Below are 24,077 nucleotides of genomic sequence, written 5' to 3' on the forward strand. Positions count from 1 at the left end.
GAAGCGCATTGAACTGGCGAGCCGATCGCCTGCATTCCAGTGCAATCCGCGGACCGTGGTATAATCCGGTTTCACGAGATGTAAGTCCTTCTGCGCATTGAGTAACAGGCGCGGTATTGGTTAAGGTTGTTTTTCTGCAAAAAGCAGATCTTCAATTGGCTTTTGGGAGGAAGCTGACGGATGAGCGACAACAATTCGACCTCAACGGATACGGGAACCCCTACAAACGGTGGTTTGCGGCCGATGCCGCAGGTCAACAAGATCAGCGTTAACGACGTCATCGACGCTTTGGCGGCGGGACTTTCAGATTTCCGGAAAGCGCCGGTCTACGGTCTTTGCATCGGTGCTTTGTTTGCAATCGGCGGCCTGTTTGTCATCTTGAGCGCGGCTGCGCTGAACATGAGCTATCTGTCCTACCCGGCCGCTGCCGGCTTCGTGCTCATCGGTCCATTTGCTGCTGTCGGCCTCTACGAGGTCAGCCGCCGCCTGGAAACCGGTACCTCTCTCTCCTGGTCGGAGATTTTCAAGACCATGTGGGCGCAAAAGGGACGGGAACTTTCCTGGATGGCGTTTGTCGTTCTTTTCATCCAGATCATGTGGATGTACCAGGTTCGCCTGCTGTTGGCCCTGTTTCTCGGCTTCCGCTCCTTTGCTTCGTTTGAGGAATTCCTGAACACCATCGTAACGACGCCGGAGGGGTTGATGTTCCTCGCCGTCGGACACGTGGTTGGAGCGGTCCTGTCCCTGATCCTGTTTTCACTGACTGTGGTTTCGTTCCCACTGCTTCTGGAAGACGACAGGGATTTCATTACGGCAATGATCACCAGCGTACGTGCCGTTGTGACTTCACCTGTTCCGATGATCGGCTGGGCCCTGGTCGTGACGGCGGTGCTGCTCGTCTCCATCGTACCGGCCTTTATCGGCCTGATCATCACACTGCCAATCCTCGGGCACACGACCTGGCACCTCTACCGCAAGTGCGTGTCGCTGCCGAAGGAGAACATCGGCTAGGTCAATTGACCTCCCGCACATAGCATCTGGTTTCACGGGGTGGCGGCAACATGGAATTGCCGCCAGTCAATCTGAAGCTGATTGGACTGTGCAATCACGCTTAGTATTTGGAACAGTGGACGAATCAGCAATTGTGACTGTTCAGGGCTGATGGCATTTGCTGAACCAGCAAGCCCCCATTTGGGAGCGTCAACAGCCGGAAATAGCCGTCGTCTCAAGTCCCGTCGCTTTGTGCAAATGGACTAACCCAGTGCTTTCGTCCAAAAAATTGACAGGCACACGCATAAACAATATCACGTAGGTATGAATGAACGTGATATCAAGATCGTAGAAACCGCACTTCAGCTTTTTTCTCATTATGGCGTCAAGAAGACCACAATGAGCGAGATAGCAACCGCTGCAGGCGTCGCGCGGCAATCACTCTATAATGCGTATGACGGCAAGGAAGAACTGATCTATGGAGCGCTGAAACATCTTGCACAAACGTCAGCACGCGCTGTCGCCGAAGAATGCTCCGGCCTGAACGAGATCGGAAAGCGATTGGACATTGCGTTCAAGTACCTGGCCCTGGAGCCATGCCAGGTGATCCTGCAAGTGCCTCATCGAGAGGAAATAATGCAGGTGATCGAAAGCTTCGATCTGGAAAAGAAAAACAGCATTATCAAAATCTACAATGACGCAATCAGTGATGTCCTGAAGCCGTTCGAAAGCAAATTGCGGCTGGAATCGATCACATACACCGACCTGTGCAATTTCGTCATTTTTTCGTTCGACCACATGAAAAAGAGTGTCGTCGATCTCGATCAGGTACGCAAAACCTATGCGACCTTGAGACAGCTTATCGAGAACAGCGTCGAAGCCTAGTCACAAGACAAATCCTACCCTCTTGCTGCCACCATCGTTTGGCTTCAGAATCTGAAGGCGTCTCCCGAATGGGGACGGCCCGGCAGATTGGAGCCTGCCGGGCCGCTGACTGACTAGAGGTCAAGGAGGTCATATGACCGCTGTCAGTGGTTCGCTGACAATTAGAACGTTCTCTGCATACGAACGCCGAAGAGCAGTTCGTCGGTGTCGCCTTGTGTGTCGACATCAACGTTTGCGTAACCGACGTCAGCACCAAGAACGAAACCGGAGACCGGCTCCCACTGAACGGAACCATCGATTGCGTAACGGGTTACGTCGTTAAGACCCGCTGCAGCATCGATATCGGCATAGGAACCATCAAGTGCAAGTCCGATTGTGGACGTTGCCTGGATGTAGGCACCAGCGGACAGGGAGTAACCGGTTGAGGTGTCGTCGCCGTTGTAGTCTGCAACACCGTCATAGGTGGTGATGTAGGCGAGTGCACCGTCGGCGTAGAAGCCCTGGAAGAAGACGTTCGAACCGGAGTTGGCGAATGGCAGGTTGATGACAGCACCACCGCCGATCGCCCAACCGAGGTTGTCTTCGCCCGAAGTCGCGTTGTTGTTTGCGGTATCCGGGTAGACCTGGTGCAGAGCACCCGACAGCTGTGCGGAACCCCAACCCTGGGAAACACCAAGAGCAACGACTGCGTCCGGAGCACGGGTTCCGCCGTAGTCGCCGTATTCACGGGAAGAACGGTCTTCCAGAGCGACCGTTGCGGAGAAGCCGTTGCCGAAAGCAGCGGTGTAAGCGATCTGGTTGGTGGTTACGTCGGACCAGTCACGATCAACAACACCGATGAATGCCTGACCGGTGAAGATGTCGAAGTTGGATGTCAGACGACCAGCGGTCAGACCGCCCCACTGAATGTAGGCGTTGTCCAGCGTGAAGGAAGAATTGTCGCCGTTCGTGGAAGAACCGTACATCGCGATGTAGGAGCGCAGGGTACCGAATTCGGTCGCGGTGCGAGCGTCAAGGTACAGGTAACCACGAGCCAGCCAGGAGTAACCGTCGGAGTCACGGTCGCCCCATGCGCTGCTGTCGTTGTCCAGAACGTTGTTGACAACAACCTGGGTACGAACACGGCCACCTACGCGCAGGCAGGTTTCGGTACCCGGGATGTAGTAGAAGCGTGCGCCGTATGCGTCACATACACGAACGTAGTCGACCGGCTCCGGAGCAACCGGAAGGTCGGCTGCCTGGGCGGTGGTGGCTGTAGCAACTGCTGCAGCGCCGAGCATCAAGCTCTTGAGTTTCATTGTTTTCTCCAAGTTTTAATCTGCACCAGCAACCAAGTGAACGAAACTTAATTTAGCAACTTACCGTTCTTGCTTAGTTTTTCCTCGAATCAATCGAGTTCAACTTAATTTACTTGCCTGCCTCGCCAATAGAAAACAATTCCGCTCCACACTTTCAAGCCCGGAAAGGCTCCCTTGAGAACATTGATTTTTTGAGTCATATTTTTGCAACAGATTGATATTAAAGGAATATTTTCTTTCACTATTTCAAACGGCATCGCTCCGGCACCAGTTTGATAGCCAGAGTTCACACGCCATGAATACTTAAAAATTTTTCAGCAATACTTCAAATCACGTACAACGAGCCGACGCTTGAATGCACCTGTTTGAGTGGTAGGACTGAATGTTGCGGCAACAATTAGACTCAAACGATTCATTTGTCAAATTGTATAAACGTACATTTGTCCAAATGTACACATGCAGAACCGCGAGGCCGCCTGTGTCGTCATTCGTCAGACAATTGTTGAAGTTTTTCGGTGAGGTCGAGTGCGCCTGATATGGGGAGCCAGCGCTAAAGTTCCACCACCCTTTGCGAGTTTTTTCAGGGACGTGTGCCGATCTTGAAATGGCCGCTCTCGCTGCGTCGACGTCTTTTCAACTGCGGAATGTTCACAGCCGAGAATTACCGGGCGCAACATGTACTGAGATTAAAACCCGCAGATTTCCTCGAAAATATCACCTGCAGATCGGCGCTTTTAAGAGGCTTTGAAACCAGATGATGTCATCTACATCAAGATATCCGGAGGCCTAATCGCTCGTTTCGACAACAAGAATTTCGGTTATTATGTCGCACTGCACATAGTGGACTGGCTTCGGACGTCCCCCCAATTGCACCCAGCAAACCAGCAGGCCAGCATCAGTCAAAATTCATCGACCTTCAAGATTGAGTTATCGACGCAATGGGATGGAAAATTTGGACCGCGAACCACCGTAGAATAGCTCAATCAACAGTTGGCAACGGTGAGTTTGCGCCTGCTGAAGCCAGTGCCCGATGAAGTACTATTCGTCATCTTCATCGGCGGTCACCATTGCAGCCTTGCGCGCCTGCCAGTCCGCCAGCGATTCAATATCGACCTGTGCCGGGCGATAGTCGACACGCGTCAGATACAGCCCATCGGCTGGAGCAACCGGGCCACAGGCCTTGCGATCTCGAGCGGCAAGTGCCTTGGAAACATCCCCTGGTCCCCATTTGCCTTCCCCGATCAATCTCAAGGTTCCAACCATCGAGCGAACCTGATTGTGCAGGAAAGATCGCGAAGAACATTCGGCAATAACGAACTCGCCCTCGCGGAAGACCGAAAAGTCCTCAAGCGTCTTTTCCGGGCTTTTCGCCTGGCAACGCGAGTGCCGGAAGGTGGTGAAGTCGTGATGGCCAACGAACTCCTGCGCGGCCTCATGCATGATATCGGCATTAAGCTCGTGTTTCACATGCCACGCCAAGCCACGCTGATGAGTGAGCGGGGGGACCCGGTTGTGAATTCTGTAACGGTAGGAACGACGGATCGCCGAAAAGCGGGCGTCGAAGCCTTCATGCATTTCTTCGCAATCCAGAACAACCACCGGATCCGGCTGACAATGAAAATTCATCGCCCCCATGATGGTTTTGGCCGGCCAGGCCTTTGAAAGATCAGCGTGGCAAACCTGCCCCGTCGCGTGGACACCGGTGTCTGTGCGTCCCGCTCCACCGATCGTAACCTCTTCACCGGAGAATGCCTTGATGGCACGTTCGATCACAGCCTGCACAGACGGGCCGTTTGCCTGACGCTGCCAGCCGCAGAACGGTCTGCCGTCATATTCCACCGTCAATTTGTATCGCGGCATATTACTCGAATTCTTGGAATGGGGTGGCAAACGCCACTTCAATCGGGAGGTCGCGAGAACCCGGCTCCGTCAGCGCAAGGGCCATGAATGCGTCTCCCGCATAAGGTCCTTGTACCTTGCGGGCTAGAACCGGATCGAAACCAAACCTCGGATAGTAGGACGGCGGTCCGAGGACCAAAACCAAATCCTCGCCGAGCTCTTTCAGTTTTTGCAAAGACGATCTGATCAAAACTGATCCAATGCCGCTCCGCTGCTTGTCCGGCCAAACGGAAACGGGAGCAAGACAAACGACCTGAAGCGCATGCCCAGGTCCGACTGCAGCAGGTGTCACCCGACTATAGGCGACATGACCGACAACCGATCCATCTTCGTCGACGGCAATCTGTTCCAGAACCAGGGCACCGCAATGGCGTAGCGTATGAACCAGGCGCGCTTCCATGTCCGAAGGGAACGCGGCACTGACAAGATCGCGAACAGCGGCTTCATCGTCAGGTGTCACATCTCGGACGACAAGGTTCTGGTTGGCGGCAGTATCGGTCATTTGCTTCTCCTGCAGTCAGCTTAGTCCAGAACACTGCCATCAGAAAGTGCAGCACCACGAAGGAAATCCGCACCGCTCATTGGCTTCTTGCCAGCCCTTTGAACCTGATCAAGACGAATTGCGCCAGATGCGCAAGCAACCACCGGCGCCTCGTCCGATTTCAATACGGTGCCCGGAGCCCCCTCGCCTTCGACAACAGCGCTGCGCAAAATTTTCACACGCTCCGATTTGCCGCCGAGCGTCATTTCACACCAGGCGCCCGGGAACGGAGACAGGCCCCGAATATGATTGTGTATGTCTGCTGCCGGGTTTGACCAGTCAATGCGGGTCTCTTGTTTGGACAGTTTGGCTGCGTAGGTGACCCCCTCCTCTGCCTGCGCCTGCTCTCCAAGAGCCCCACGAGAGAGAGCTGCGAGCGCGCGTACCATCAGGTCGCCGCCCAGTCCGGAGAGCCGGTCATGCAATTCGCCGGCGGTCATGTTCTTGCCGATGGCAACGGTTTCGGACATGCAGACAGGACCCGTATCGAGCCCCTCTTCCATGCGCATGACCTGAACCGCGGTTTCCTTGTCGCCTGCCATGATTGCCCGGTTGATCGGCGCGGCACCACGCCAACGCGGCAACATCGACGCATGCAGGTTCAAACAACCGAACTGCGGCGCGGCCAGCACTTCAGATGGCAGCAACAATCCGTAGGCCACAACCACGGCCACATCAGCCTGCAAAGCGGCAAATTCAGCCTGTTCTGTCTCGCCTTTCAGGCTTTTGGGCGTGAATACGGGAATACCGAACGATTCCGCCGCTTCGTGCACCGGCGACTTTTTCAGATCCATGCCCCGACCGGCCGGACGCGGCGGCTGGGAGTAACAAGCCACGACGTCGTGGCCCTGACCTACGATTTCCATGAGTGTCGGCACCGAAAATTCCGGGGTGCCCATAAATACTACGCGAAGAGACATGGGTTTCCTTGAGGCTTCTTGAGCGCTCCTGAAGGGCGACGAATGTTTCGCCCCTTATGCACGGAAGACCGGGCCCTCACAAGATAGGAAGAAACAGTATCGCTCAGGCCAATCCCGGCAACAGGACCTTCAGACTGTCCGTCATCATTTCCATGGCAATTGCTGCAAGGATCATGCCCATCAGTCGGCTCATGACGCTGTTTGCGGTTTCGCCGATGAACCGTGATAGAAAGGGCGCGGAAAAGAAGGTCACGATCAATAATCCGATCGCCGCGGAAACGCCGGCTACGTAGGCAATCTCCTGCGCTGTGCCATGTACCTGGCCGCGGAAGATGATCATGGTCGAGATCGAGCCAGGCCCGAGCAGGATAGGCACAGTCAGAGGATAGATCGCGGGATTGTCCTGCGACTTCATGTTCTCCTTTTCCTTGGCTGTGCCGTGATGCGCCGAGGCCTTCTGGCCTCTGATCAGATCCAACGAGATCAACAGGATCAGGAAACCGCCGGCGAGGCGGAAAGCGTCCAGACTGATGCCAAAGACTTTCAGAATGATGTCGCCGGAAAATCCGACAATGACTGCTCCGGTTGTCAGGCTGACAAGAAGCGTCATCGCCACTTTTCGCTCAAAGGCGGGTCCACGGTCGGCCGTCAGGGCCAGGAAGACCGGCAAATTGGCGATCGGACTCATGATTGCAAAGAGCGCAGCAAAAATTTTCAGGAACAAAGCCTGATCCATAACGTCTGCCCCCACTTTGCAAGGCCTGCTACTTGCCGGCCAGTTTTGCCTGCTTCGCGAATTTCTTTACGACCCTGTCGCGCTTCAGCTTCGACAGGTAATCAATGAACAATTTCCCGTTGAGATGGTCAAGCTCATGCTGAATGCAAGTTGCCAGCAATCCGTCCGCCTTGATCTCCTGCTCATTTCCTTCACGGTTCAAAAACTGAACCGTTACTTCCGCAGGCCGTTCCACATCCTCGAAATATTCCGGGATCGACAGGCACCCTTCCTGGTAGACGGACAATTCGTCACTTGACCAGACGATCTTCGGATTGATGAAGACCATCGGTTCCTTCGGCGCATCTTCCTTGGCAACGTCCAGAACGAAAATACGTTTCAGGATGCCGATCTGGCTGGCGGCCAGGCCGATGCCAGGAGCGTCATACATGGTTTCCAGCATGTCATCTGCCAGCGCACGCGTGTCAGCGTCGATGCTTTCGATCGGTGCACAGACCTGGCGCAGGACCGGATCGGGAATGGTGATAATCGGGCGTATTGTCATGCGCCTGACATAGGCAATCGTACGGCGCCGGTCAACGCGGAAATCGCAGGGATGGCCAAGGTTTTCAACGGGCGAGAAACGCCATGCAGATGTGCTGGCGTGCCGAATCGTTCTATGTTTGTTTCATGAATGAGATTCTGTTTGAGTTGAGTGGCCGTCCGGTGACGGTTCTGGAAACCGCGATTGCAGGTGGGTTGCTGCTGCTGGCGTTGATCGTCTGGCTGGTGCTCAAGACCATGCGTGAAATCCGGCTGCGTGCCGAAGCCGACACGGCGGCAACAGAACGCATCCACGAGCTTGAAAGCCATCTCTCGCAACTGCTCAAATCGCAGGGCGAGATGACGGGGCGCATGCAGACCATGGCGGAAGTATTCGGCTCACGTCAGTCCGACCTGATGCGCGCTGTCAACGAACGGTTGGACGGCATGGGGCACAAGCTCGGGCTTTCCATGGCGGATACCAGCAAACGAACCCAGGACGGACTGCGTCACCTGCATGAGAGATTGGCTGTCATCGACAGGGCGCAGAGGACCATTACCGATCTTTCCGGTCAGGTCGGCCAGCTCCAGGCGATCCTTGCCAACAAACAGACGCGTGGTGCTTTCGGGCAGGGACGGATGGAAGCGATCATTCAGGACCAGTTGGCGCCGAGCATCTATTCCTTCCAGGCCACCCTTTCCAACAACAGCCGTCCGGATTGCCTGATCCATATGCCCAACGGCGCACCGCCGCTTGCCATTGACGCAAAATTTCCGCTGGAGGCCTTTAACCTCTTGCGCAATGCGGAAACGGAGGAGCAGCTCAAATACGCTCAGGCGCAGTTCCGCAGGGATTTTACGAAACACATCCAGGACATTGGCGAGAAATACCTGCTGCCCGGAGAAACCCAGGACACCGCCTTCCTGTTCGTTCCGTCAGAAAGCGTCTTTGCCGAGCTTAACGAAAGTTTCGAAGACCTGGTGCAGAAGGCGCACAGGGCGCGGGTCGTAATCGTGTCCCCTTCCCTGCTCATGCTGTCGATCCAGGTGATCCAGTCGGTACTGCGCGATGCCAAGATGCGGGAACAGGCACACCTGATTCAGGCGGAAGTCGGTCATCTGATTGCCGATGTCGGCCGCCTCAACGATCGTGTGGGCAAGCTTCAATCGCACTTCGCCCAGGCGAACAAGGACATCGACCAGATCCTGATTTCATCGGACAAGATCGGCAAGCGGAGCCGCAAGATCGAAGACCTGGAGCTTGGAGAAGTTCAGGGTTCAGCGGAAGAGGTCTCAACGCCGGAACCCAAGCTGGCGCTTACCCCCAAGGGCTAGTCAGAGGAGGCAGCCAGCCGCCGGGCCTTGGTTATCGCTCCCCATTCGGTCGCCGCGATCCGCTCGATCGCCTGATCAAGCTGCTCGTAGGCAACGGTCATTGTGTAACCGTTGGCGTGCAGCAGCCTGTTCTTGCCGGCAATGATGCCGACATGACCTTTCCAGAACAGAAGATCGCCGCGTTGAAGACTTGCCGGGCCGTCATGCGGAATTTCTTCGCCTGCCTCGGCTTCCTGCATGTCGCTGTCACGTGGCAGATCAATACCTGCCGTTTGTGCAGCCAGCTGCACGAGGGCAGAACAATCGAGCCCGAGGCTGGACCGCCCTCCCCAGAGATACGGCGTTCCAATCAGCTCTTCGGCAACTGAAACCCAGTCCTTTTCCTGAGCGTCAACCGGAACCAGGTGCTTGGCAACCACCGCCGACCCGTCGCTCAAAAGGGCGTACTTTAGACCACGCGTCTCGACCTCACCGGTCACCGTGACTTTGGAACCGAGCGACAACAGTCCCAGCGGCGGAAGCTTCAAGTCCGGTCCCGGATAGCGGTAGGTCCGCAAGGCCCGGACCCGATGCGTAGATGCCACAACCGGTCCCAGACAGTCTGAGGAGAACCAGCCGACATATCCGTCGGTGTCGAGCTGCCCCCAGGCCCAACCTTCCGGCGTCTGTTCGTAAACGGTTACCCACTCGCCTCGCAGCGCTTCCGTATCAATCGAACGATCCGGGCGCGGTTCCGGCCGGATCGCGATCCTGTCAGTCGTGATCTGAAACACTTCACCCTCAACGAACCGGGCAGCCTCTATCCGGCCCTCATAGTCGAGAGCAGCAAGCTCGGGGCGAACCGGATGGCGGCGGCGGTCAATGGAATCATTCATCGTCAGGTACTATCCCGATATCATCAAGGTTCAGCGCGGCAACTCGCCCGCCTTTTCAACCACAAGATCTCCAAGCTGCTCCAGATAGAGCGCCCCTTCAACCGTGCGGGTGATGATCACGTTGCGCTTGTCGGCCTCATCGCGTTTGCGCGACAGCAATCTCATGCTGCCTAGCGTATCGAGCGCGCGCGTGATTGCCGGCTTGGTTACGTTCAGTTTTGCCGCCAGCCCCCGAACCGTATGGGGCGGAGGTTCGAGGTAGACGGTGAGAAGAATCGTCAGCTGGCGCGCTGACAGATCCTGTTCACTGTCGCGCACCAGCGCCAAATTCACCTCGTGCATCAGTTTCAGCGCCTGCGAGGCGCGCATTTCGACAGCCATGGATCAGCTGGTCCCTACCAATTTCCACGACTATCAAAACACACAAACGTTTCGGAGCCGTTATTTATTCGCGAAACGATCCGAGATCAGGTCGAACAGGCAACGGATGCCCTGTGCCTCCCCTCCCGAAGGTTTCCCCGGTTTTTCCGCTGGCGTCCAACCAAAGATGTCGAAATGCACCCAGCTTTGCGCGTTTTCGACAAAACGGGACAGGAACAGCGCCGCGGTCACCGAACCGGCAAAACCCGCTCCGGTCGTGTTGATATGGTTGATGTCCGCGATCTTGCTGTCGAGATACTTCATGTATGGCTGCCAGAGCGGCATGCGCCAAAGCGGGTCGGTGGCAGCTTCCGCCATCACCGCAATATCCTCGGCCAATTCCTCGTCATCCGTATAGAAGGGCGGCAGATCCGGCCCGAGTGCAACACGCGCAGCCCCGGTCAATGTGGCCATGTCGACCAGCAGCTCTGGGCTTTCTTCATCCGCTAGCGCAAGAGCATCTCCGAGCACGAGGCGCCCTTCGGCGTCGGTGTTGCCGATTTCGACGCTCAGGCCTTTCCGGCTCTGCAAAATGTCACCGGGACGGAACGAATTGCCTGAAACGGCATTTTCGACGCACGGAACAATGACCCTTAGGCGAACGGGCAGCTTGGCGGCCATGATCATCGAGGCCAGGCCAAGCACGTTTGCAGCGCCGCCCATGTCTTTTTTCATCAGGGCCATCGAAGAACCCGGCTTCAGATTGAGCCCACCCGTATCGAAAATCACGCCCTTGCCGACAAGTGTGACCTTCGGGGCATCTTCCTCACCCCACGTGTAGTCAGCAAGACGCGGTGCCCTTGAACTCGCCCGGCCGACCGCGTGCACCATCGGAAAGTTCTCGGTCAGCAGATCTTTGCCGACAACAACCCGGCCAGTGCCGCCATTCGCTGCAAACAGCTCCTCGATTGCCCTGGCCAGGTCTTCAGGACCCATGTCATTTGCCGGCGTATTGATCAGGTCGCGTGCAAGCTGAACGCCATCGAGAATGACACCGATGCGCCCCAGATCAACGTCATCTGACACCGCGAGCCTGCGCGATTTGCCAGACGGGGTGACATAGCGCTCGAACCGGTAGGCCGAAAGTGCAAATCCCAGAGCAGCCTGTTCCTGATCCGGAAAGTCATCCGCAAGGGAATAGTCTCCTGCCGGGAGGCTTTTTGCGAGGCCGCCGAGAGCGAACGGATGTGACAATCCGCTTTCTTCGACACCGAAGAGAACGGCAGCCCCCTCGCCGTTCAAGCCCGGCACAAGTTGATGGGTGGATGCTTTGCCTGTGAAGTCATGAACCTCACACCAGCTGGCGGCCGCCTCTCCCAGTCCGGCGAGCACCTCCGGCAAACCGGCTTGTGTGACTGCGATAATGGGAGTGGAAGCTGAAACATCACTTTTGCGGACAAGGCTCTCACGCACGGGAGGTACTCCGTTGAACTTGATCGAATGCTCAACAGGTAAGCCGCACAGCTCGCCAGCGCAATATGCCGGCATGGTCTTTTGGATTTCTCGCAATTCGCAACGCCGCTTAACCAACCATTAGGGTTAATTATCTATTTCTCTAAGGGAAACATAATAGCTGCGGACAACAAGGATGTTGACAATGCACGCGCCCAGAACCGGTTCCGTTAAACGCCGTACCCGTCTTGCTTCGACGCTGACGGCCATGACTGCACTTGTTCTTGTCACAGGCTGTGCTTCCAACAAGGCCACGGGCACCCACTCGCCTGCCTCCGGCGTCAACTACAGCGCACCAGGTTCCCACGAAGCGCGCGCTGCGGTATCCAAGTGGAGCAAGGCTTACGAAAAGGACCGCAAAAACCGTGCGGCCATCCTTGGATACGCAAACGCACTGAGCCAGAACGGCCAAATGCCGCAAGCGATGGCGGTGCTGCGATCCGGAGTTATCGCGCACCCGAAGGACAGGGTGATAGCTTCTGCATACGGCAAGGTTCTCGCGATGAACGGACGTTTCGACGCCGCTCTCAATGTTCTACAGGGCGCACAGAGACCTGATACGCCGGATTGGAAACTGATGTCCGCGCAAGCGGCGATTTACGATCAGACCGGAAATCACGAAAAAGCCAGAAGCCTCTACAAGCAAGCGCTCAAGATTGCTCCGGACGACCCGAGTCTTTTGAACAACCTTGGTCTCTCCTATCTGCTGTCCAACGAACTGCCGGATGCAGAATACACCTTGCGCCGCGCTGCCGTGTTACCAGGTGCCGACAGCCGTGTCCGTCAAAATCTGGCGCTCGTTCTTGGTATCCAGGGTAAATACGACGAAGCAATCCAGGTCGCACAGGCTGAACTTGATCCTCGACAGGCAGAAGCCAATATCGCCTACCTGCGTTCCATGATGGAAAAACGCAACAGCTGAAAAAAACTCTATTACGTTACTAAAAGAAGAAAGGCCCGCTTGAAAAAATCAAGCGGGCCTTTCTTTACTTTTCATTCAAATCCGATGCGCGGACAATTTACCCGAGTTCAATCGCCTAGAAAACGTCCATATCCATAACCTGCATGACCGCCGGGCTCATGATCACAAAGAAAAGCACGGGCAGGAAGAACAGGATCATCGGTACGGTCAGCTTGGGAGGCAGCGAGGCAGCTTTTTGTTCTGCCATCTGCATACGCTGCTCGCGGGTATCATCTGACATGGTCCGAAGTGCCGTTCCAACCGGTGTCCCGTAGCGTTCAGCCTGTATCAGGGCCATCATTACGTTTTTCACGCCATCAACGCCGGTTCGTTTCGACAGGTTTTCGTACGCACTACGCCGCTCGCTCAAATAGGAAAGTTCTGCAGTCGTCAGAGTCAGCTCTTCGGCCAGGTCGACCGATTGGACACCAACTTCTTCAGCAACTCTCTGAAATGCACCTTCGATCGACATACCGGACTCCACGCAGATCAGCATGAGATCGAGCGCATCCGGCCAAGCCCTTTGAATATTGAGCCTTCTTTTGTCGATTCTGTTCTTCAGATAAATGTTAGGCAAAAAAGTTCCAAGACCGCCAATGGCGAGACAAATACAAATCTTGGTCAGCGTCGGAAGCGTATCCGGCAGGACCAGAAACGCATAAAACAAGGAAACCGCAAGCAGGACGCCCGGCACCGCAATTCGGGCAACCAGAAAGTAATAAAGTGGGGCAGTACCGCGATAACCAGCCATTCGGAGCTTGTCTTGCGTTGTTTCATCCGCCAGTGCCTGCTTCAGATTGAGCCGATCTACCAGGCTCTTCATCTGTGCTTTTGGTTGGTTGCGAAGAGCTGCCTTTGAGGCATTTTGATTGGCTTGCAGGCGTGCCCTTTCCTGCGCTCTGATCTTCGCTCTCTCGATCGCGACACTTTTCATGCGAGACTTAAGCGTATCTCGGGAAACCAGCGGCATCACCAGCGAAAAAATCGTCCCGGTCACGGCTATCATCGCCAAAACTGCGGCTACGAACTGCCTTGATGCGATTGTTTCAATATCCATGTTGCCGCCTCCTAGAAATCGAAATTGATCATGGCGCGCATGACCATCACACCGCAAAACATCCAGAACAGACAGCCACCAATGATGAGGTTACCAGTCGTAGTGGTGAACAACATCATGATGTAGTCGGGCGCTATCAGAAACATGATGCCGCCGACAGCAGGCGGCATGCATGCGATGATGCCTGCGGAAGACTTCGCTTCCGCACTGAGCGCTTTGATCTTACCTTTCATGGCCTTTCGGCCACGGAGCACTTTCGACAAGTTCGAAAGCGCCTCTGCCAAGCCACCCCCGGCCTTTTGCTGAATGGCCACGACGATGGCGAAAAAGTTTGCCTCCGCCACAGGCACGCGGTCTGGAAGCCTTGCAACCGCATCCGCAAGAGAGATCCCCATCACTTGTGTTTCGGTGATCTTTCGAAACTCGGTTGCCACAGGCTCGCGAGCCTCTTTTGCAACCACCTTGATACAGTCACTAAGCGGGAGGCCGGCTTTAACGCCACGAACAATGATGTCCACGCCATTCGGAAGCTCTTCAAGAAACGCATTGAACCTGCGTTTCCGCTTGCTCGATACGTACCAGCGGGGAAACCCGAGCGCGCCCGCAAAACCCAGTCCGCCGGCGACCAGGACATTTCCGCTTGCCACATATCCAACAATTAGAAAAATGACGCATGAAATCGCGCTGAAGATGACAAAGTGCTTCATCTCCCAAGCCAGGCCTGCTTGCTCCATACGCACCTTGAGGGAGACTTTGTGCTGTTTGTCGTGTTTCGCCTTTTGCCGTTCTTCAAAATCTTTCAATTGATCCTGAATCGACCTCTTGCGACGGTCATTGTCACGCAGTTCTTTTCGTTGACCATCGCTTTGAGGTCGCGCGGCAACAGCCTGCATTCGCTTATCGCGCTGCTTCGTTCCCGACAATGCTGGTTGAAAAAGACTGAAAATAATGCCACCGACGGCAAGCATGACCAGCACTGCCACTGCAATCCCGGTAATTTCGGGCGTGAGAAATTGTTCAAACGCAGACATCTAAGCTCTCACTCCACCATCTATTCCGGCATCTCGGCGGCATCCAGTGCCTGAGCAAGACGAGCCTCTTCACCAAAGTATCTTGCCCGCTCCCAAAATCTCGGACGACCAATACCTGTCGACCGGTGACGGCCGATGATCCGGCCATTCGGGTCTTCACCAACAATGTCGTAAAGGAAGACATCCTGCGTAGTTATGATGTCTCCTTCCATGCCCATCACCTCCGTCACATGGGTGATACGGCGTGAACCGTCACGCAAACGGGCAGCCTGAACGACGACATCGATCGAGGACACGATCATCTCGCGCAGAGTTCGCGACGGCAGGGAAAATCCACCCATGGTGATCATAGATTCAAGCCTCGAAAGAGCTTCTCTGGGCGAGTTGGCGTGCAATGTACCCATGGAACCATCGTGACCTGTGTTCATGGCCTGAAGCAGATCAAACGCTTCCGGGCCACGCACCTCACCAACGATAATTCGTTCAGGACGCATACGCAGACAGTTCTTCACGAGATCACGCATCGTGATCTCGCCCTCACCTTCAAGGTTCGGCGGACGAGTTTCCAGCCGAACCACATGTGGCTGCTGCAATTGAAGCTCGGCGGAGTCTTCACAAGTGATGATGCGCTCGGTGTTTTCAATATAGGCGGTCAGGCAGTTCAGAAGCGTCGTCTTACCGGAGCCCGTACCACCAGAAATCAGAACGTTACAGCGAGAGCGACCGATGATCTGCAGAATAGTCGCCCCCTCGGGCGTGATCGAACCGAACTTAACAAGTTGGTCCAAGGTCAGTTTGTCGCGTTTGAATTTACGAATGGTCAGAGCCGGGCCATCGATTGCCAGTGGCGGCGCAATTACGTTGACACGGGAACCATCGGGCAAGCGGGCGTCACAGATCGGGCTAGCATCATCAACGCGCCTACCGACCTGACTCACGATCCGCTGACAGATATTCATCAACTGGGCATTGTCGCGAAAGGCAATGGGCGTCTGTTCAACTTTACCCTCGGTTTCGATGTAAACGGTATGGGCACCGTTCACCATGATGTCAGCAATGTCATCGCGAGCCAGAAGTGGCTCCAAAGGTCCATACCCCAAAACATCGTTACAGATATCTTCAAGCAGATCTTCCTGCTCGGAGATTGACATAACGACATTTTTCAACGCGATGATGTCATTGACGACATCTCGGATCTCGTCTCTTGCGTCTTCGGCATCCAGGCGCGCAAGTTGAGACAAATCAATCGCCTCAACCAAGGCGTTGAAGATTTCAGCCTTGGTTTCGTAGTATTCGCTGTCTTTCTTTCGCGATTGCGAGGTCGGCGCTGGCGGCTCAGGCGGAGGTGGAGGTGGAGGTGGAGCGGCTTTTGCCTGCGGCTCGACCGGGGCGCTATGAGACGCTGTCACATCAGACGCATCCGCTGAAGATGGAGTATCCTCCAGCCCAGGCACGCCCCCGGGCCGCGTTGACTGAATACCAGACGATGAACTGCCGCGTCTTCCAAACATAACGAATCTTTTGCTCCGTTACTGGGCCTCTCAGCCAGCCTTACGTTTCAGTTTCGACAACAGCCCGGCGAGAGCGGACCGAGGCGCAGCGCTGGGCTGAACTTTGCCCGATACAGCTTGAGCCAATTCGCCAAACACGCGCGTAACTGCATGTTTGCCGTCCATTTCTCCGATCATTTGCCCATTGTTGGCAGCAGTTCCGAAGAGTTGTGGGTCAAAGGGGATGGCTGACTGAACGGACAAACCCAGAGCGCCGGCAAATTCATCCGGCTTGATTTCGGGACGCTTCGGAACATTGACCCTGTTCATGACCAACACAGGTGGAGAATCGTTGGGCCGCAGCTGTTTTAGCGTATCGACCACGTTTTTGGCGTTTCGCAAATTGGCAAGATCTGGCTCCGCCACCAAAACGATTTCATCAACGTTCAAGAGAGTATGTTTGATCCATGAATTCCAAACATGTGGAACGTCCAGAACCACATGCGGCATACTGGCCTTCATTGTCTCCAGCAGCAACTCAAAGGATTTCTCGCCATGATCGTATGTCCGCTCAAGAGTTGCTGGAGCAGCCAACAGGCTAAGATGCTCACTGCATTTGGATAGAATCCTGTCCAGATAAGTTTCATCCAGTCGATCGGGCGAAGAAACAGCTTCGTAAACGCCTTGAAGCGGATCCTGATTGAAATCCAATCCTGCAGTGCCGAATGGCAAGTCAAGATCGGTAACGACCACTTCACTCTGAAACCCGCGGGACAAAGACCATGCACTGTTGTGGGCAATCGTCGAAGATCCACACCCGCCCTTTGCTCCGAAGAATGCAATAGTACGACCCAACGGCTCTGCTTCCGGATCGCCGTACAGATTGCCAATCGCCCCGATCAGCTGAAAAACGGTAACCGGCGTTATCAGATATTCACTGACGCCGCGTGCAATGAGATCCCGGTAAAGAGTGACGTCGTTCACGTCACCGATAACGATCACCTTGGTTCCCGCGTCGCAATACTCGGCCAAGTGATCGAGGTTCTGCAGAAAGTCCTCCTGCGCTCCCGAAATCTCCACGATGATCAGATTTGGCGTGGGGGCTTGCTGGAAGGTATCGATCGCCGACGGAATCCCACCCATGTCGAGCTTCAGATGGGCTTTTGTCATACGACGGTCTTCCATTGCAGCTTCGGCAATGCGCATCGTTGTTTCTGTCAGGCAGAAACCATGGACTGTTATGCGCGGGATATTGCCGATACGCAACGCGTCGTTGGTACCTGTCTGATTTTCGACAAACTCTGTCGCAGGATCAAGATAGCCGGACAGTTCTTTCAAATCTGGATTTGCGCTCATTCTATCACCTATTCCTCAGCAATTTGTGCGCCAACACCTTCGATGTAATCAGATGCTGTGATTTCTCCTGTCCGATAGTTCTCAATAACCACCGCACGGCGCTGCTGGTCAGCCGGGGTTGAGGCTCTTGGCGTCAACAGGTCGGAGGGATTGTCCACCATTGCAGCCAAATTGGCCTGCGTTGCGCAACCGAAGTTCTCGTAGTCCACATTTTCGCCGACACCGCCACCAATGTTTCGCGGCCAGCTTCCACAGGTCCCGGCTGTTGCCTTCATTCGGGCGTAAGAAAGTCGAATTGGAGCATCGGCGCCGGCATTTTGAACAGAGTAGGTTCGTGTCGTTATGCGCGAGCGGCCCAAACCTCCACGTTGCAACGCTTGACGAATTTCAGGTGTCACTGCGTGAACTGCTGCTTCATTCGCACTGCCGGACGGAACAAGAATTTCCACTGCACCATCGCCTTTTCGCCGTGATTCCACGGCAAATGCCGTAATCGTTCCTTCAATGGGTCCGACCAGGCTTCTTGTGCTTCTCCCAATAGGTAGATCCAGCGTTTCAGGTTCTTCAGTGACAACGATTGGATGCCTCAACCGGTAGTCATGCGATGCAAGCAGCTGACTCGGTGTTTGAGATTGGTTCTGACAGCCAAGAACCATCAGGCAACCCAGCGTCACGAATGTGATCCTGCAAGTGTCTGCGAACCGGACTTTATTCTTCAACTTCATCTGTCCGTCCTCACTTATAGATGAAACCAACTTGGCCGTGGTACGTGCCCTGGGCCACGGTTCCAGCCGGGTTGTAGATCTTGTTCAATCTATTCAGGAAAATCGTCTCGGCATCCGAAGGCGGCATCAGGTTCTTGTCGGGCCGCACAAGCTTTTTCTGCGACACAGCCTGGACAACATAAGGCGTCACAAAAACTGTTAGTTCCGTTTGCTGTCTAAGAAAATCCCGGCTCTTGAACAACGAACCTAGTATTGGGATCTGCATCAACCCAGGTATGCCTTCAATCGTCTGCTTGTAGGTTTCCTTAAGCAGCCCAGCCATCACAAGTGTCCCGCCGGATGGCAGCTCCACCGTTGACTCGGCCCGTCTAACCTTGAGCGCCGAGATGGTGATGTTTGAGAATGTCACAGCCCCTTCGCTACTAAGCTCACTGACTTCGGTTTTCACACGAAGGCTTATTCTTCCACCTGAGAGCACGACTGGGGTGAAATCGAGCCCGACACCGAACTTCTTGAACTCGACAGAGACTTCGTTGTCATCTTGAGAGATCGGAATCGGGAACTCGCCACCAGCCAGGAAACTGGCGTTTTCGCCTGAAATTGCTGTGAGTGTCGGTTCCGCGAGTGTACGGATCACGCCTTCCCGTTGAAGCGCCTGCACCTCGGCAGCAAGGCTTGTGGCACCGCTGCTGAAGCTCAATCCACCTCTAGCCTGATTAACAATTGAGGAGTTTACCGAGAAGCTGGGAGTGTTTGAGAAAAACGGCGTAAAATTACCCGTGCCGACACTACCGGAAAATTGAACTCCAAGCTGCTTGATTATTGAACGTTCGACTTCGGCAACAGTCACCTTCAGGTGAACCTGATCTTTTCCTTCAACGGAAATCAGATTGACCACCTCGGTGGCTGCATCTGCCCCCTGGAATTTCGCCGCGATGTCCGCGGCCTGTTGCGCTTCAATTGTACTTCTGGCGGTTCCACTCAGGATAACACTGCCGTTTACCGACTCAGCGGAGATATTTGAACCCGGGATCAGTTTCCGAATGATCCGTGTGATGTCTGAGGTATCTCTTTCCACCCGAAGATCGAAACTGGCCAATTCTCTTCCGCTTCTGCTGAAAAGCACGAGACGTGACTGTCCTGCGGTATTGCCTATGACAAAAATCCTGCGTGGTGTCCTCAGAACAGCGTCGGCTATCTCGGGGTTGGACACCAGAACGTCAGCAGCGTCCTCTGCAAGATTGACCACGACAGATCTGCCAACACCAACATTCAAGATGCGATTGCTTGCTCTTTCTCCGGCGGCAATGTGAACCTGACTGGGAAAATTGCCCTCAGCGTGAACCGAGGAAACCGATGCACCGATTGCAGTAGTTGCAAAGATGGCGGCGGCGGCAAGCAATTTGAGATAGTTCTTCATAGCGCCCCTCATCTCGGACGTTCTCGTTTCTGTCTGTGTCATTTCGCAGTTCCCTGAAGCGACACGCCATATTTCACGTATGTCACTCCCCGTCGGCGAATGATGTCCTCACCATCGTCATCAGCCGAGTCGAGCGCACTGCGAAGGGCCAGCGACAACGTTCCTACTTGCTGAGATTGAGCAACAATTTCGGATTGCGGCAAAGTGAGTTCGAGCGTTGCGGTCCTCTTCGGTGAGAGGTTCTTCTGGTCCTGTTCGCCAGCGGTGGTACTGTCGATTGCGAGAACCCTGATATTCTCCAGAATTGTCTCACTTACCGCGATGTCTTTCGCTTTACGTGTCAGGATGAGATCCACCTTGTCGCCTGGCAAAATGAACCCACCTGCAGTCGTCTCCGCCTCAACGCTCACCGCGATCGCGCGCTTTCCCTTCGGCAAAATGGCTGCCATGAACCCTTTGTCTGTGTTGATCAGGCGTTCCGGACGAATTGGTTCGCCAGCGAAAATTGGCGTTCGGGCAATCCGGCCAACATACTGCTCCGAAGCGGTCGGATCGTTGCTCTTGGAAACCGCTCCTGCCGGGACTGAATTGTCAGGCCAGTTTACCCATGAGAAATCTTCTGATGTGAGTTTTCCACCGAGCGGAATGTCCTTGGCTGCAACCAAAACCTGCGTTTTCTGAGTTTCGATGGGCGCTTCAACCTGCTGCGGCTCCTGCTCGCCACCACCGGACATCATAACCATGCGGAAAGCGAGAAAACCCGCAGCCACTGCGATAGCGAGTACAAATATCCGAGCGAGTTTCATGACCTAAATCCAATATTTCCAGACGCGCGAACGCTGTTCACACCTAGAATGAGGGGTAATTGGTCAAAACATGGTTAACCAGACATGGATGTTTTTGGTTAATATTGGTTAACTTTACTAAACAACTTACTAATCTTTGGATTTTTGCGTAAACAGCACGTCAAACTACGGCCTTCGACGCAAAGTCAAATCGCAGTTACGGGAATTTTTTAGCTCGAGGAAATTCGAATTGACGCTGAACGCAGCGAGCAGCAATCAGCCAACCAGCTTGAACCAGAAAGTTTCCGGATAAATTTGCAGGCCGGCGACGGCAATCGCAATTCCGTATGGAATGCCGGTACTCTTATCTTGCAGACGTGCGAACCACGACTGTCTCATGAGAGCGGCAGGAACGAAGTCAGACTGTTTCAGGTGCAACAATCCGAGCGTGAGGAACATTCCGTAGATGGTAACCCAGATAGCAAAAGTCATCAGTTCTGGTGTGAACCCGATCCATAATGCAATCGCACTAATAAATTTGACATCACCGCCGCCCATCCAACCGGCTGCGAAAAAAGCAAAACAAGGGACAAAAACGACCAAAAGTGCAAGTCCGTGATTGCCCCAGCTTTGCATTGGCAGCCCGACGAGCAGGGACAGGACAACAAAGCCCAGGGCCAGGAGAATCGAAACACGATTTTGAATAGTCATTGTGAGCAGATCTGATACTCCGCCAAAGGCGACGAGCATCGGAAATATCACCAGAACACCAGCTTCGATCATCTTTTTTCTCGGTTGATTTCGCCGCTCACACAATAAACAGAATGTGTTAACGCTCTATCGACACCCACAAAACAAAAGACGGGCAGAAACCTACCCGTCTTTCGTGCATCTAAGACACCACTAGGTGGAAGTCCTGATTTGCAAATTTCGATTAGGTAGCAACGCCAGCGCTTTTCAACTGATTTCCGATCCGGGTAAATACGCCGGAAATTTCACCACCGGTAGCAGCAACAGCGCCAACAATAACGATGGAAAGAAGACCTGCGATCAGACCGTATTCAATTGCGGTTGCGCCAGATTCATCTTTAACGAAACGAGAGATAAGATTTTTCATGTGTTTGCTCCAAGTACCACTGAATTGACAGCTTCAAGTTCGCCGGATCTTCTCTGGTCCGTTCGAACATGAACTCACCCTAGGACAGAGAACTTTCCAATCAGTTAAATTGATCAGCAAATGTTAGAAACGGATCGACAAAATCAACTATAGTTAATACTCGGTATAGATAATAAGTGATTAATTTCAATATTCAAACTTTAAATAATATCCAAATTTACTTTGTTTTTCTGTTTGAATTTCAAAAAATTGCGAGAACACATCAATTTTTACATAAAATAAATACAAATCATCCGGAAAAATCCATCAAAATGAATCTCTTACTCTTGGTGATATTTCTTCTCATCTTACAGCCAACGCATAGGCTCTTACTGCTAATCGATAAGTTGCTCTCTCTAGTCTTCAATCTCGCGGTCGTTAGCAGATCGTTCACCACGTTTGCGGCATGCTATCGCAATAGACGACTTATATGGAGTACCCATAAGCATGTTTAGAAACCTGGCAATATGGACTGGCGTGCTTGTAATAGCAGCTCAAGCAAGCCTTGCGACAGCGCAGGAAGGCCCTGTTCTGGTGACTGTCGACCGCGCAAAGGTATTTCGAATTGACGACGACGCCAGCGCAGTAATTGTTGGAAATCCGTTCATTGCTGATGTCGCCATGTTTGACCAAAACACCGTTGTGATCACCGGCAAAAGCTACGGCACGACCAATCTCGTTATTCTGGATGCCAACAACAAACCGATCGTAGATGAAGTGATCACCGTGCGCGCCTCTGAAAGCGATGTGGTGTCCGTCTACAGAAATGCCGCACGGGCTACGTTGTCTTGCAATCCAATCTGCGAACCGACGCTTCGGCTGGGAGACTCCGAAGGAGCCTTCAATTCTGCCGCAGGCCAAGCGACATCAAGAAACGACCTGGCGATCAAGGCCGCTGGCGGTGGCAATAATTAGGCCGCCGAGGCAACTGGAGAAACAACAATGCACTGGAAAAAACTGCGTGTTTTGTCCATTGCCAGGCGCAAAGGCAAAACATTCGCAAAAGACCAAAGCGGAGTTACCGCCGTTGAATTTGCCATAGTCGCTCTCCCGTTCCTTGCCATTTGTTTCAGCATTATGGAAGTCGGTTTCGCTCACTTTGCCAGTCGAATGCTTGATAATGCCGTTATTAATGCCTCCAGATTGGTCCGAACAGGCCAGGCAAAAGATGGAACAATTTCAAAAGCTCAATTCAAACAGCAGATTTGCGATTTCATGCCTCCGTTCATGTGCGACCTCGACCGTATCACGATGGAGGTCAAACCATATCCAAGTTTTCAGGCGGCAAAGGACTTAGATTCTCTCTATGATGACGAGGGGAACCTGAAGGACGACGACGAAACTGCCTATGACCCCGGCGACTCGAGTAACATTGTTGTTGTCAACGTCATCTACAAATGGCCGCTGATGACGTCGTTCTGGGGCTTCACCGCCGCCGATCACGGAACTGTTCGCCACCTTTCTTCAACAATGGTGTTTAGAAATGAACCATGGGGCTAATACAGCTGTCTCATCTATGAGATCGAAGGCTGTCTGCTCAAAGCGCATCAGACAGTTCAAAACAGATAGCTCCGGAGTTGCCGCGACGGAGTTTGCGCTCCTTCTTCCTTTTATATTTATGATTTTTATCGGTGTAATTGTCGTCACCGACCTCTTGAACCAGGATCGAAAGGTAAGCCGCATTGCCAGCTCAGTTACGGATTTGGTCGCTCAGGCCCAGTCGGTTTCTACCAGCGACCTCGACGCTGTCATGAACGTCGGAAATGCCATCCTGGCTCCCTACACAACCGACGATTTGGAAATCATTGTATCCAGCGTAACCTTTAACAAGGATGGAGCTGCAAGTGTTATCTGGAGCCGGAGCAACAAAACCGGCGCGGAATGGGATGTCGGCAAAACACCCCCTGTGACGCTACCAGACGCCATAATGCGTCCGAACACGTCAATTGTCATCGGACAAACCAATCTCAACTACACATCGGTCTTTGCCGACCTGTATTCAAATCTGGTGTACATGGTCAACAAGAACAAAGATGACCAAATCGGTGCCATCGAACTCAGCGACACCTACTATCTTCGCCCACGATTGACCGACACCGTTGAGTGCCCCAGCTGCTGAATTCCACAGCAATCGTACATAGTTACTCTCCCGTATTTGTTCCGTCGTATAATACGGATACTGTCCGCGCCGCGCGCTGCGCTGCAGTATGCGTGCTTACTGTG

25 protein-coding genes are annotated in these 24,077 nt (G+C 53.8%); 7 read left to right on the forward strand and 18 right to left on the reverse strand.

The features are described from left to right. Positions 1-180: 180 nt before the first annotated feature. Together ABLQ08_RS06900 and ABLQ08_RS06905 are read left to right on the forward strand one after the other, a co-directional pair. Complete coding sequence (locus ABLQ08_RS06900) at positions 181-1,011, forward strand: DUF2189 domain-containing protein (RefSeq protein WP_352940380.1); 831 nt, start codon at positions 181-183, stop codon at positions 1,009-1,011. Between the two features lie 303 nt (positions 1,012-1,314). Further along, positions 1,315-1,875 carry a TetR/AcrR family transcriptional regulator gene (locus tag ABLQ08_RS06905; protein WP_352940381.1) on the forward strand — a complete coding sequence of 187 codons (561 nt, stop codon included), beginning with the start codon at positions 1,315-1,317 and terminating at the stop codon, positions 1,873-1,875. Between the two features lie 161 nt (positions 1,876-2,036). Here the strand turns inward: ABLQ08_RS06905 and ABLQ08_RS06910 are convergent, their stop codons facing one another. From ABLQ08_RS06910 to def, 6 genes are all read right to left on the reverse strand, one after another. Beyond that, positions 2,037-3,173, reverse strand: coding sequence for a porin (locus tag ABLQ08_RS06910; protein WP_352940382.1), 1,137 nt, complete (start codon positions 3,171-3,173; stop codon positions 2,037-2,039). A gap of 1,038 nt (positions 3,174-4,211) precedes the next feature. Further along, positions 4,212-5,033 (reverse strand): tRNA pseudouridine(38-40) synthase TruA, encoded by an 822-nt coding sequence (gene truA / locus ABLQ08_RS06915; protein WP_352940383.1) that lies wholly within the window; start codon positions 5,031-5,033, stop codon positions 4,212-4,214. A gap of 1 nt (position 5,034) precedes the next feature. Then, entirely contained in the window at positions 5,035-5,574 is a 540-nt protein-coding gene (locus ABLQ08_RS06920) for a GNAT family N-acetyltransferase (RefSeq protein ID WP_352940384.1), read from the reverse strand. 20 nt (positions 5,575-5,594) lie between these two features. Further along, complete coding sequence (fmt, locus tag ABLQ08_RS06925; RefSeq protein ID WP_352940385.1) at positions 5,595-6,533, reverse strand: methionyl-tRNA formyltransferase; 939 nt, start codon at positions 6,531-6,533, stop codon at positions 5,595-5,597. 103 nt (positions 6,534-6,636) lie between these two features. Next, positions 6,637-7,269: a MarC family protein gene (locus ABLQ08_RS06930; protein WP_352940386.1), complete on the reverse strand. Its 633-nt coding sequence runs from the start codon at positions 7,267-7,269 to the stop codon at positions 6,637-6,639. Between the two features lie 28 nt (positions 7,270-7,297). Next, on the reverse strand, positions 7,298-7,813 hold the full coding sequence (gene def / locus ABLQ08_RS06935; RefSeq protein WP_352940387.1) for a peptide deformylase: 516 nt from the start codon (positions 7,811-7,813) through the stop codon (positions 7,298-7,300). 125 nt (positions 7,814-7,938) lie between these two features. Here def and ABLQ08_RS06940 point away from each other — a divergent pair, with 125 nt between their 5' ends. After that, positions 7,939-9,126: a DNA recombination protein RmuC gene (locus tag ABLQ08_RS06940; protein ID WP_352940388.1), complete on the forward strand. Its 1,188-nt coding sequence runs from the start codon at positions 7,939-7,941 to the stop codon at positions 9,124-9,126. On the opposite strand, the gene ABLQ08_RS06945 is transcribed toward ABLQ08_RS06940, so the two are convergent. Genes ABLQ08_RS06945 through ABLQ08_RS06955 form a run of 3 tightly spaced genes read right to left on the reverse strand, consistent with a single transcriptional unit; the run spans position 9,123 to position 11,834 of the window. After that, positions 9,123-10,001 (reverse strand): C40 family peptidase, encoded by an 879-nt coding sequence (locus ABLQ08_RS06945; protein ID WP_352940389.1) that lies wholly within the window; start codon positions 9,999-10,001, stop codon positions 9,123-9,125. The two genes, ABLQ08_RS06940 and ABLQ08_RS06945, sit on opposite strands and share 4 nt — an antisense overlap. Positions 10,002-10,031: 30 nt before the next feature. Continuing rightward, positions 10,032-10,382, reverse strand: coding sequence for a MarR family transcriptional regulator (locus ABLQ08_RS06950; protein WP_352940390.1), 351 nt, complete (start codon positions 10,380-10,382; stop codon positions 10,032-10,034). Positions 10,383-10,442: 60 nt separating this feature from the next. Beyond that, positions 10,443-11,834: a leucyl aminopeptidase family protein gene (locus ABLQ08_RS06955; protein ID WP_352940391.1), complete on the reverse strand. Its 1,392-nt coding sequence runs from the start codon at positions 11,832-11,834 to the stop codon at positions 10,443-10,445. Positions 11,835-12,018: 184 nt separating this feature from the next. Here ABLQ08_RS06955 and ABLQ08_RS06960 point away from each other — a divergent pair, with 184 nt between their 5' ends. Then, positions 12,019-12,795, forward strand: a complete 777-nt coding sequence (locus tag ABLQ08_RS06960; protein WP_352940392.1) for a tetratricopeptide repeat protein — start codon at positions 12,019-12,021, stop codon at positions 12,793-12,795. A gap of 115 nt (positions 12,796-12,910) precedes the next feature. Here the strand turns inward: ABLQ08_RS06960 and ABLQ08_RS06965 are convergent, their stop codons facing one another. The 9 genes from ABLQ08_RS06965 to ABLQ08_RS07005 form a co-directional block, all read right to left on the reverse strand. Beyond that, positions 12,911-13,891 (reverse strand): type II secretion system F family protein, encoded by a 981-nt coding sequence (locus ABLQ08_RS06965; RefSeq protein ID WP_352940393.1) that lies wholly within the window; start codon positions 13,889-13,891, stop codon positions 12,911-12,913. An 11-nt stretch (positions 13,892-13,902) separates the two neighbouring features. Further along, positions 13,903-14,922 (reverse strand): type II secretion system F family protein, encoded by a 1,020-nt coding sequence (locus ABLQ08_RS06970; protein WP_352940394.1) that lies wholly within the window; start codon positions 14,920-14,922, stop codon positions 13,903-13,905. A 20-nt stretch (positions 14,923-14,942) separates the two neighbouring features. Then, positions 14,943-16,433 (reverse strand): CpaF family protein, encoded by a 1,491-nt coding sequence (locus ABLQ08_RS06975; protein WP_352940395.1) that lies wholly within the window; start codon positions 16,431-16,433, stop codon positions 14,943-14,945. Positions 16,434-16,463: 30 nt separating this feature from the next. Continuing rightward, the gene (locus ABLQ08_RS06980; RefSeq protein WP_352940396.1) at positions 16,464-17,768 is read right to left on the reverse strand and encodes an AAA family ATPase; all 1,305 of its coding nucleotides are present in this window, start codon (positions 17,766-17,768) and stop codon (positions 16,464-16,466) included. An 8-nt stretch (positions 17,769-17,776) separates the two neighbouring features. After that, on the reverse strand, positions 17,777-18,493 hold the full coding sequence (locus ABLQ08_RS06985) for a CpaD family pilus assembly protein (RefSeq protein ID WP_352940397.1): 717 nt from the start codon (positions 18,491-18,493) through the stop codon (positions 17,777-17,779). Positions 18,494-18,503: 10 nt separating this feature from the next. Then, on the reverse strand, positions 18,504-19,955 hold the full coding sequence (locus ABLQ08_RS06990) for a type II and III secretion system protein family protein (RefSeq protein WP_352940398.1): 1,452 nt from the start codon (positions 19,953-19,955) through the stop codon (positions 18,504-18,506). Further along, positions 19,952-20,719: a Flp pilus assembly protein CpaB gene (cpaB, locus tag ABLQ08_RS06995; RefSeq protein WP_352940399.1), complete on the reverse strand. Its 768-nt coding sequence runs from the start codon at positions 20,717-20,719 to the stop codon at positions 19,952-19,954. The genes ABLQ08_RS06990 and cpaB overlap by 4 nt, the downstream gene beginning before the upstream one ends. 255 nt (positions 20,720-20,974) lie before the next feature. Then, positions 20,975-21,481: an A24 family peptidase gene (locus tag ABLQ08_RS07000; RefSeq protein ID WP_352940400.1), complete on the reverse strand. Its 507-nt coding sequence runs from the start codon at positions 21,479-21,481 to the stop codon at positions 20,975-20,977. Positions 21,482-21,632: 151 nt separating this feature from the next. Further along, positions 21,633-21,815, reverse strand: coding sequence for a Flp family type IVb pilin (locus ABLQ08_RS07005; RefSeq protein ID WP_352940401.1), 183 nt, complete (start codon positions 21,813-21,815; stop codon positions 21,633-21,635). Between the two features lie 486 nt (positions 21,816-22,301). Between ABLQ08_RS07005 and ABLQ08_RS07010 the strand changes: the two genes are divergently transcribed. The 3 genes from ABLQ08_RS07010 to ABLQ08_RS07020 are packed head-to-tail and all read left to right on the forward strand — an operon-like array spanning position 22,302 to position 23,973. Further along, positions 22,302-22,769, forward strand: a complete 468-nt coding sequence (locus tag ABLQ08_RS07010) for a pilus assembly protein N-terminal domain-containing protein (protein WP_352940402.1) — start codon at positions 22,302-22,304, stop codon at positions 22,767-22,769. Positions 22,770-22,796: 27 nt separating this feature from the next. Then, a complete protein-coding gene (locus ABLQ08_RS07015; RefSeq protein WP_352940403.1) occupies positions 22,797-23,354 on the forward strand; it encodes a TadE/TadG family type IV pilus assembly protein in 558 nt (185 codons plus the stop codon). A 16-nt stretch (positions 23,355-23,370) separates the two neighbouring features. Beyond that, the gene (locus ABLQ08_RS07020) at positions 23,371-23,973 is read left to right on the forward strand and encodes a TadE/TadG family type IV pilus assembly protein (RefSeq protein WP_352940404.1); all 603 of its coding nucleotides are present in this window, start codon (positions 23,371-23,373) and stop codon (positions 23,971-23,973) included. Positions 23,974-24,077 lie beyond the last annotated feature (104 nt).

The sequence above is a fragment of the Roseibium sp. SCP14 genome (genome assembly GCF_040329475.1).
In the GTDB taxonomy this organism is placed as follows: Bacteria; Pseudomonadota; Alphaproteobacteria; order Rhizobiales; family Stappiaceae; genus Roseibium.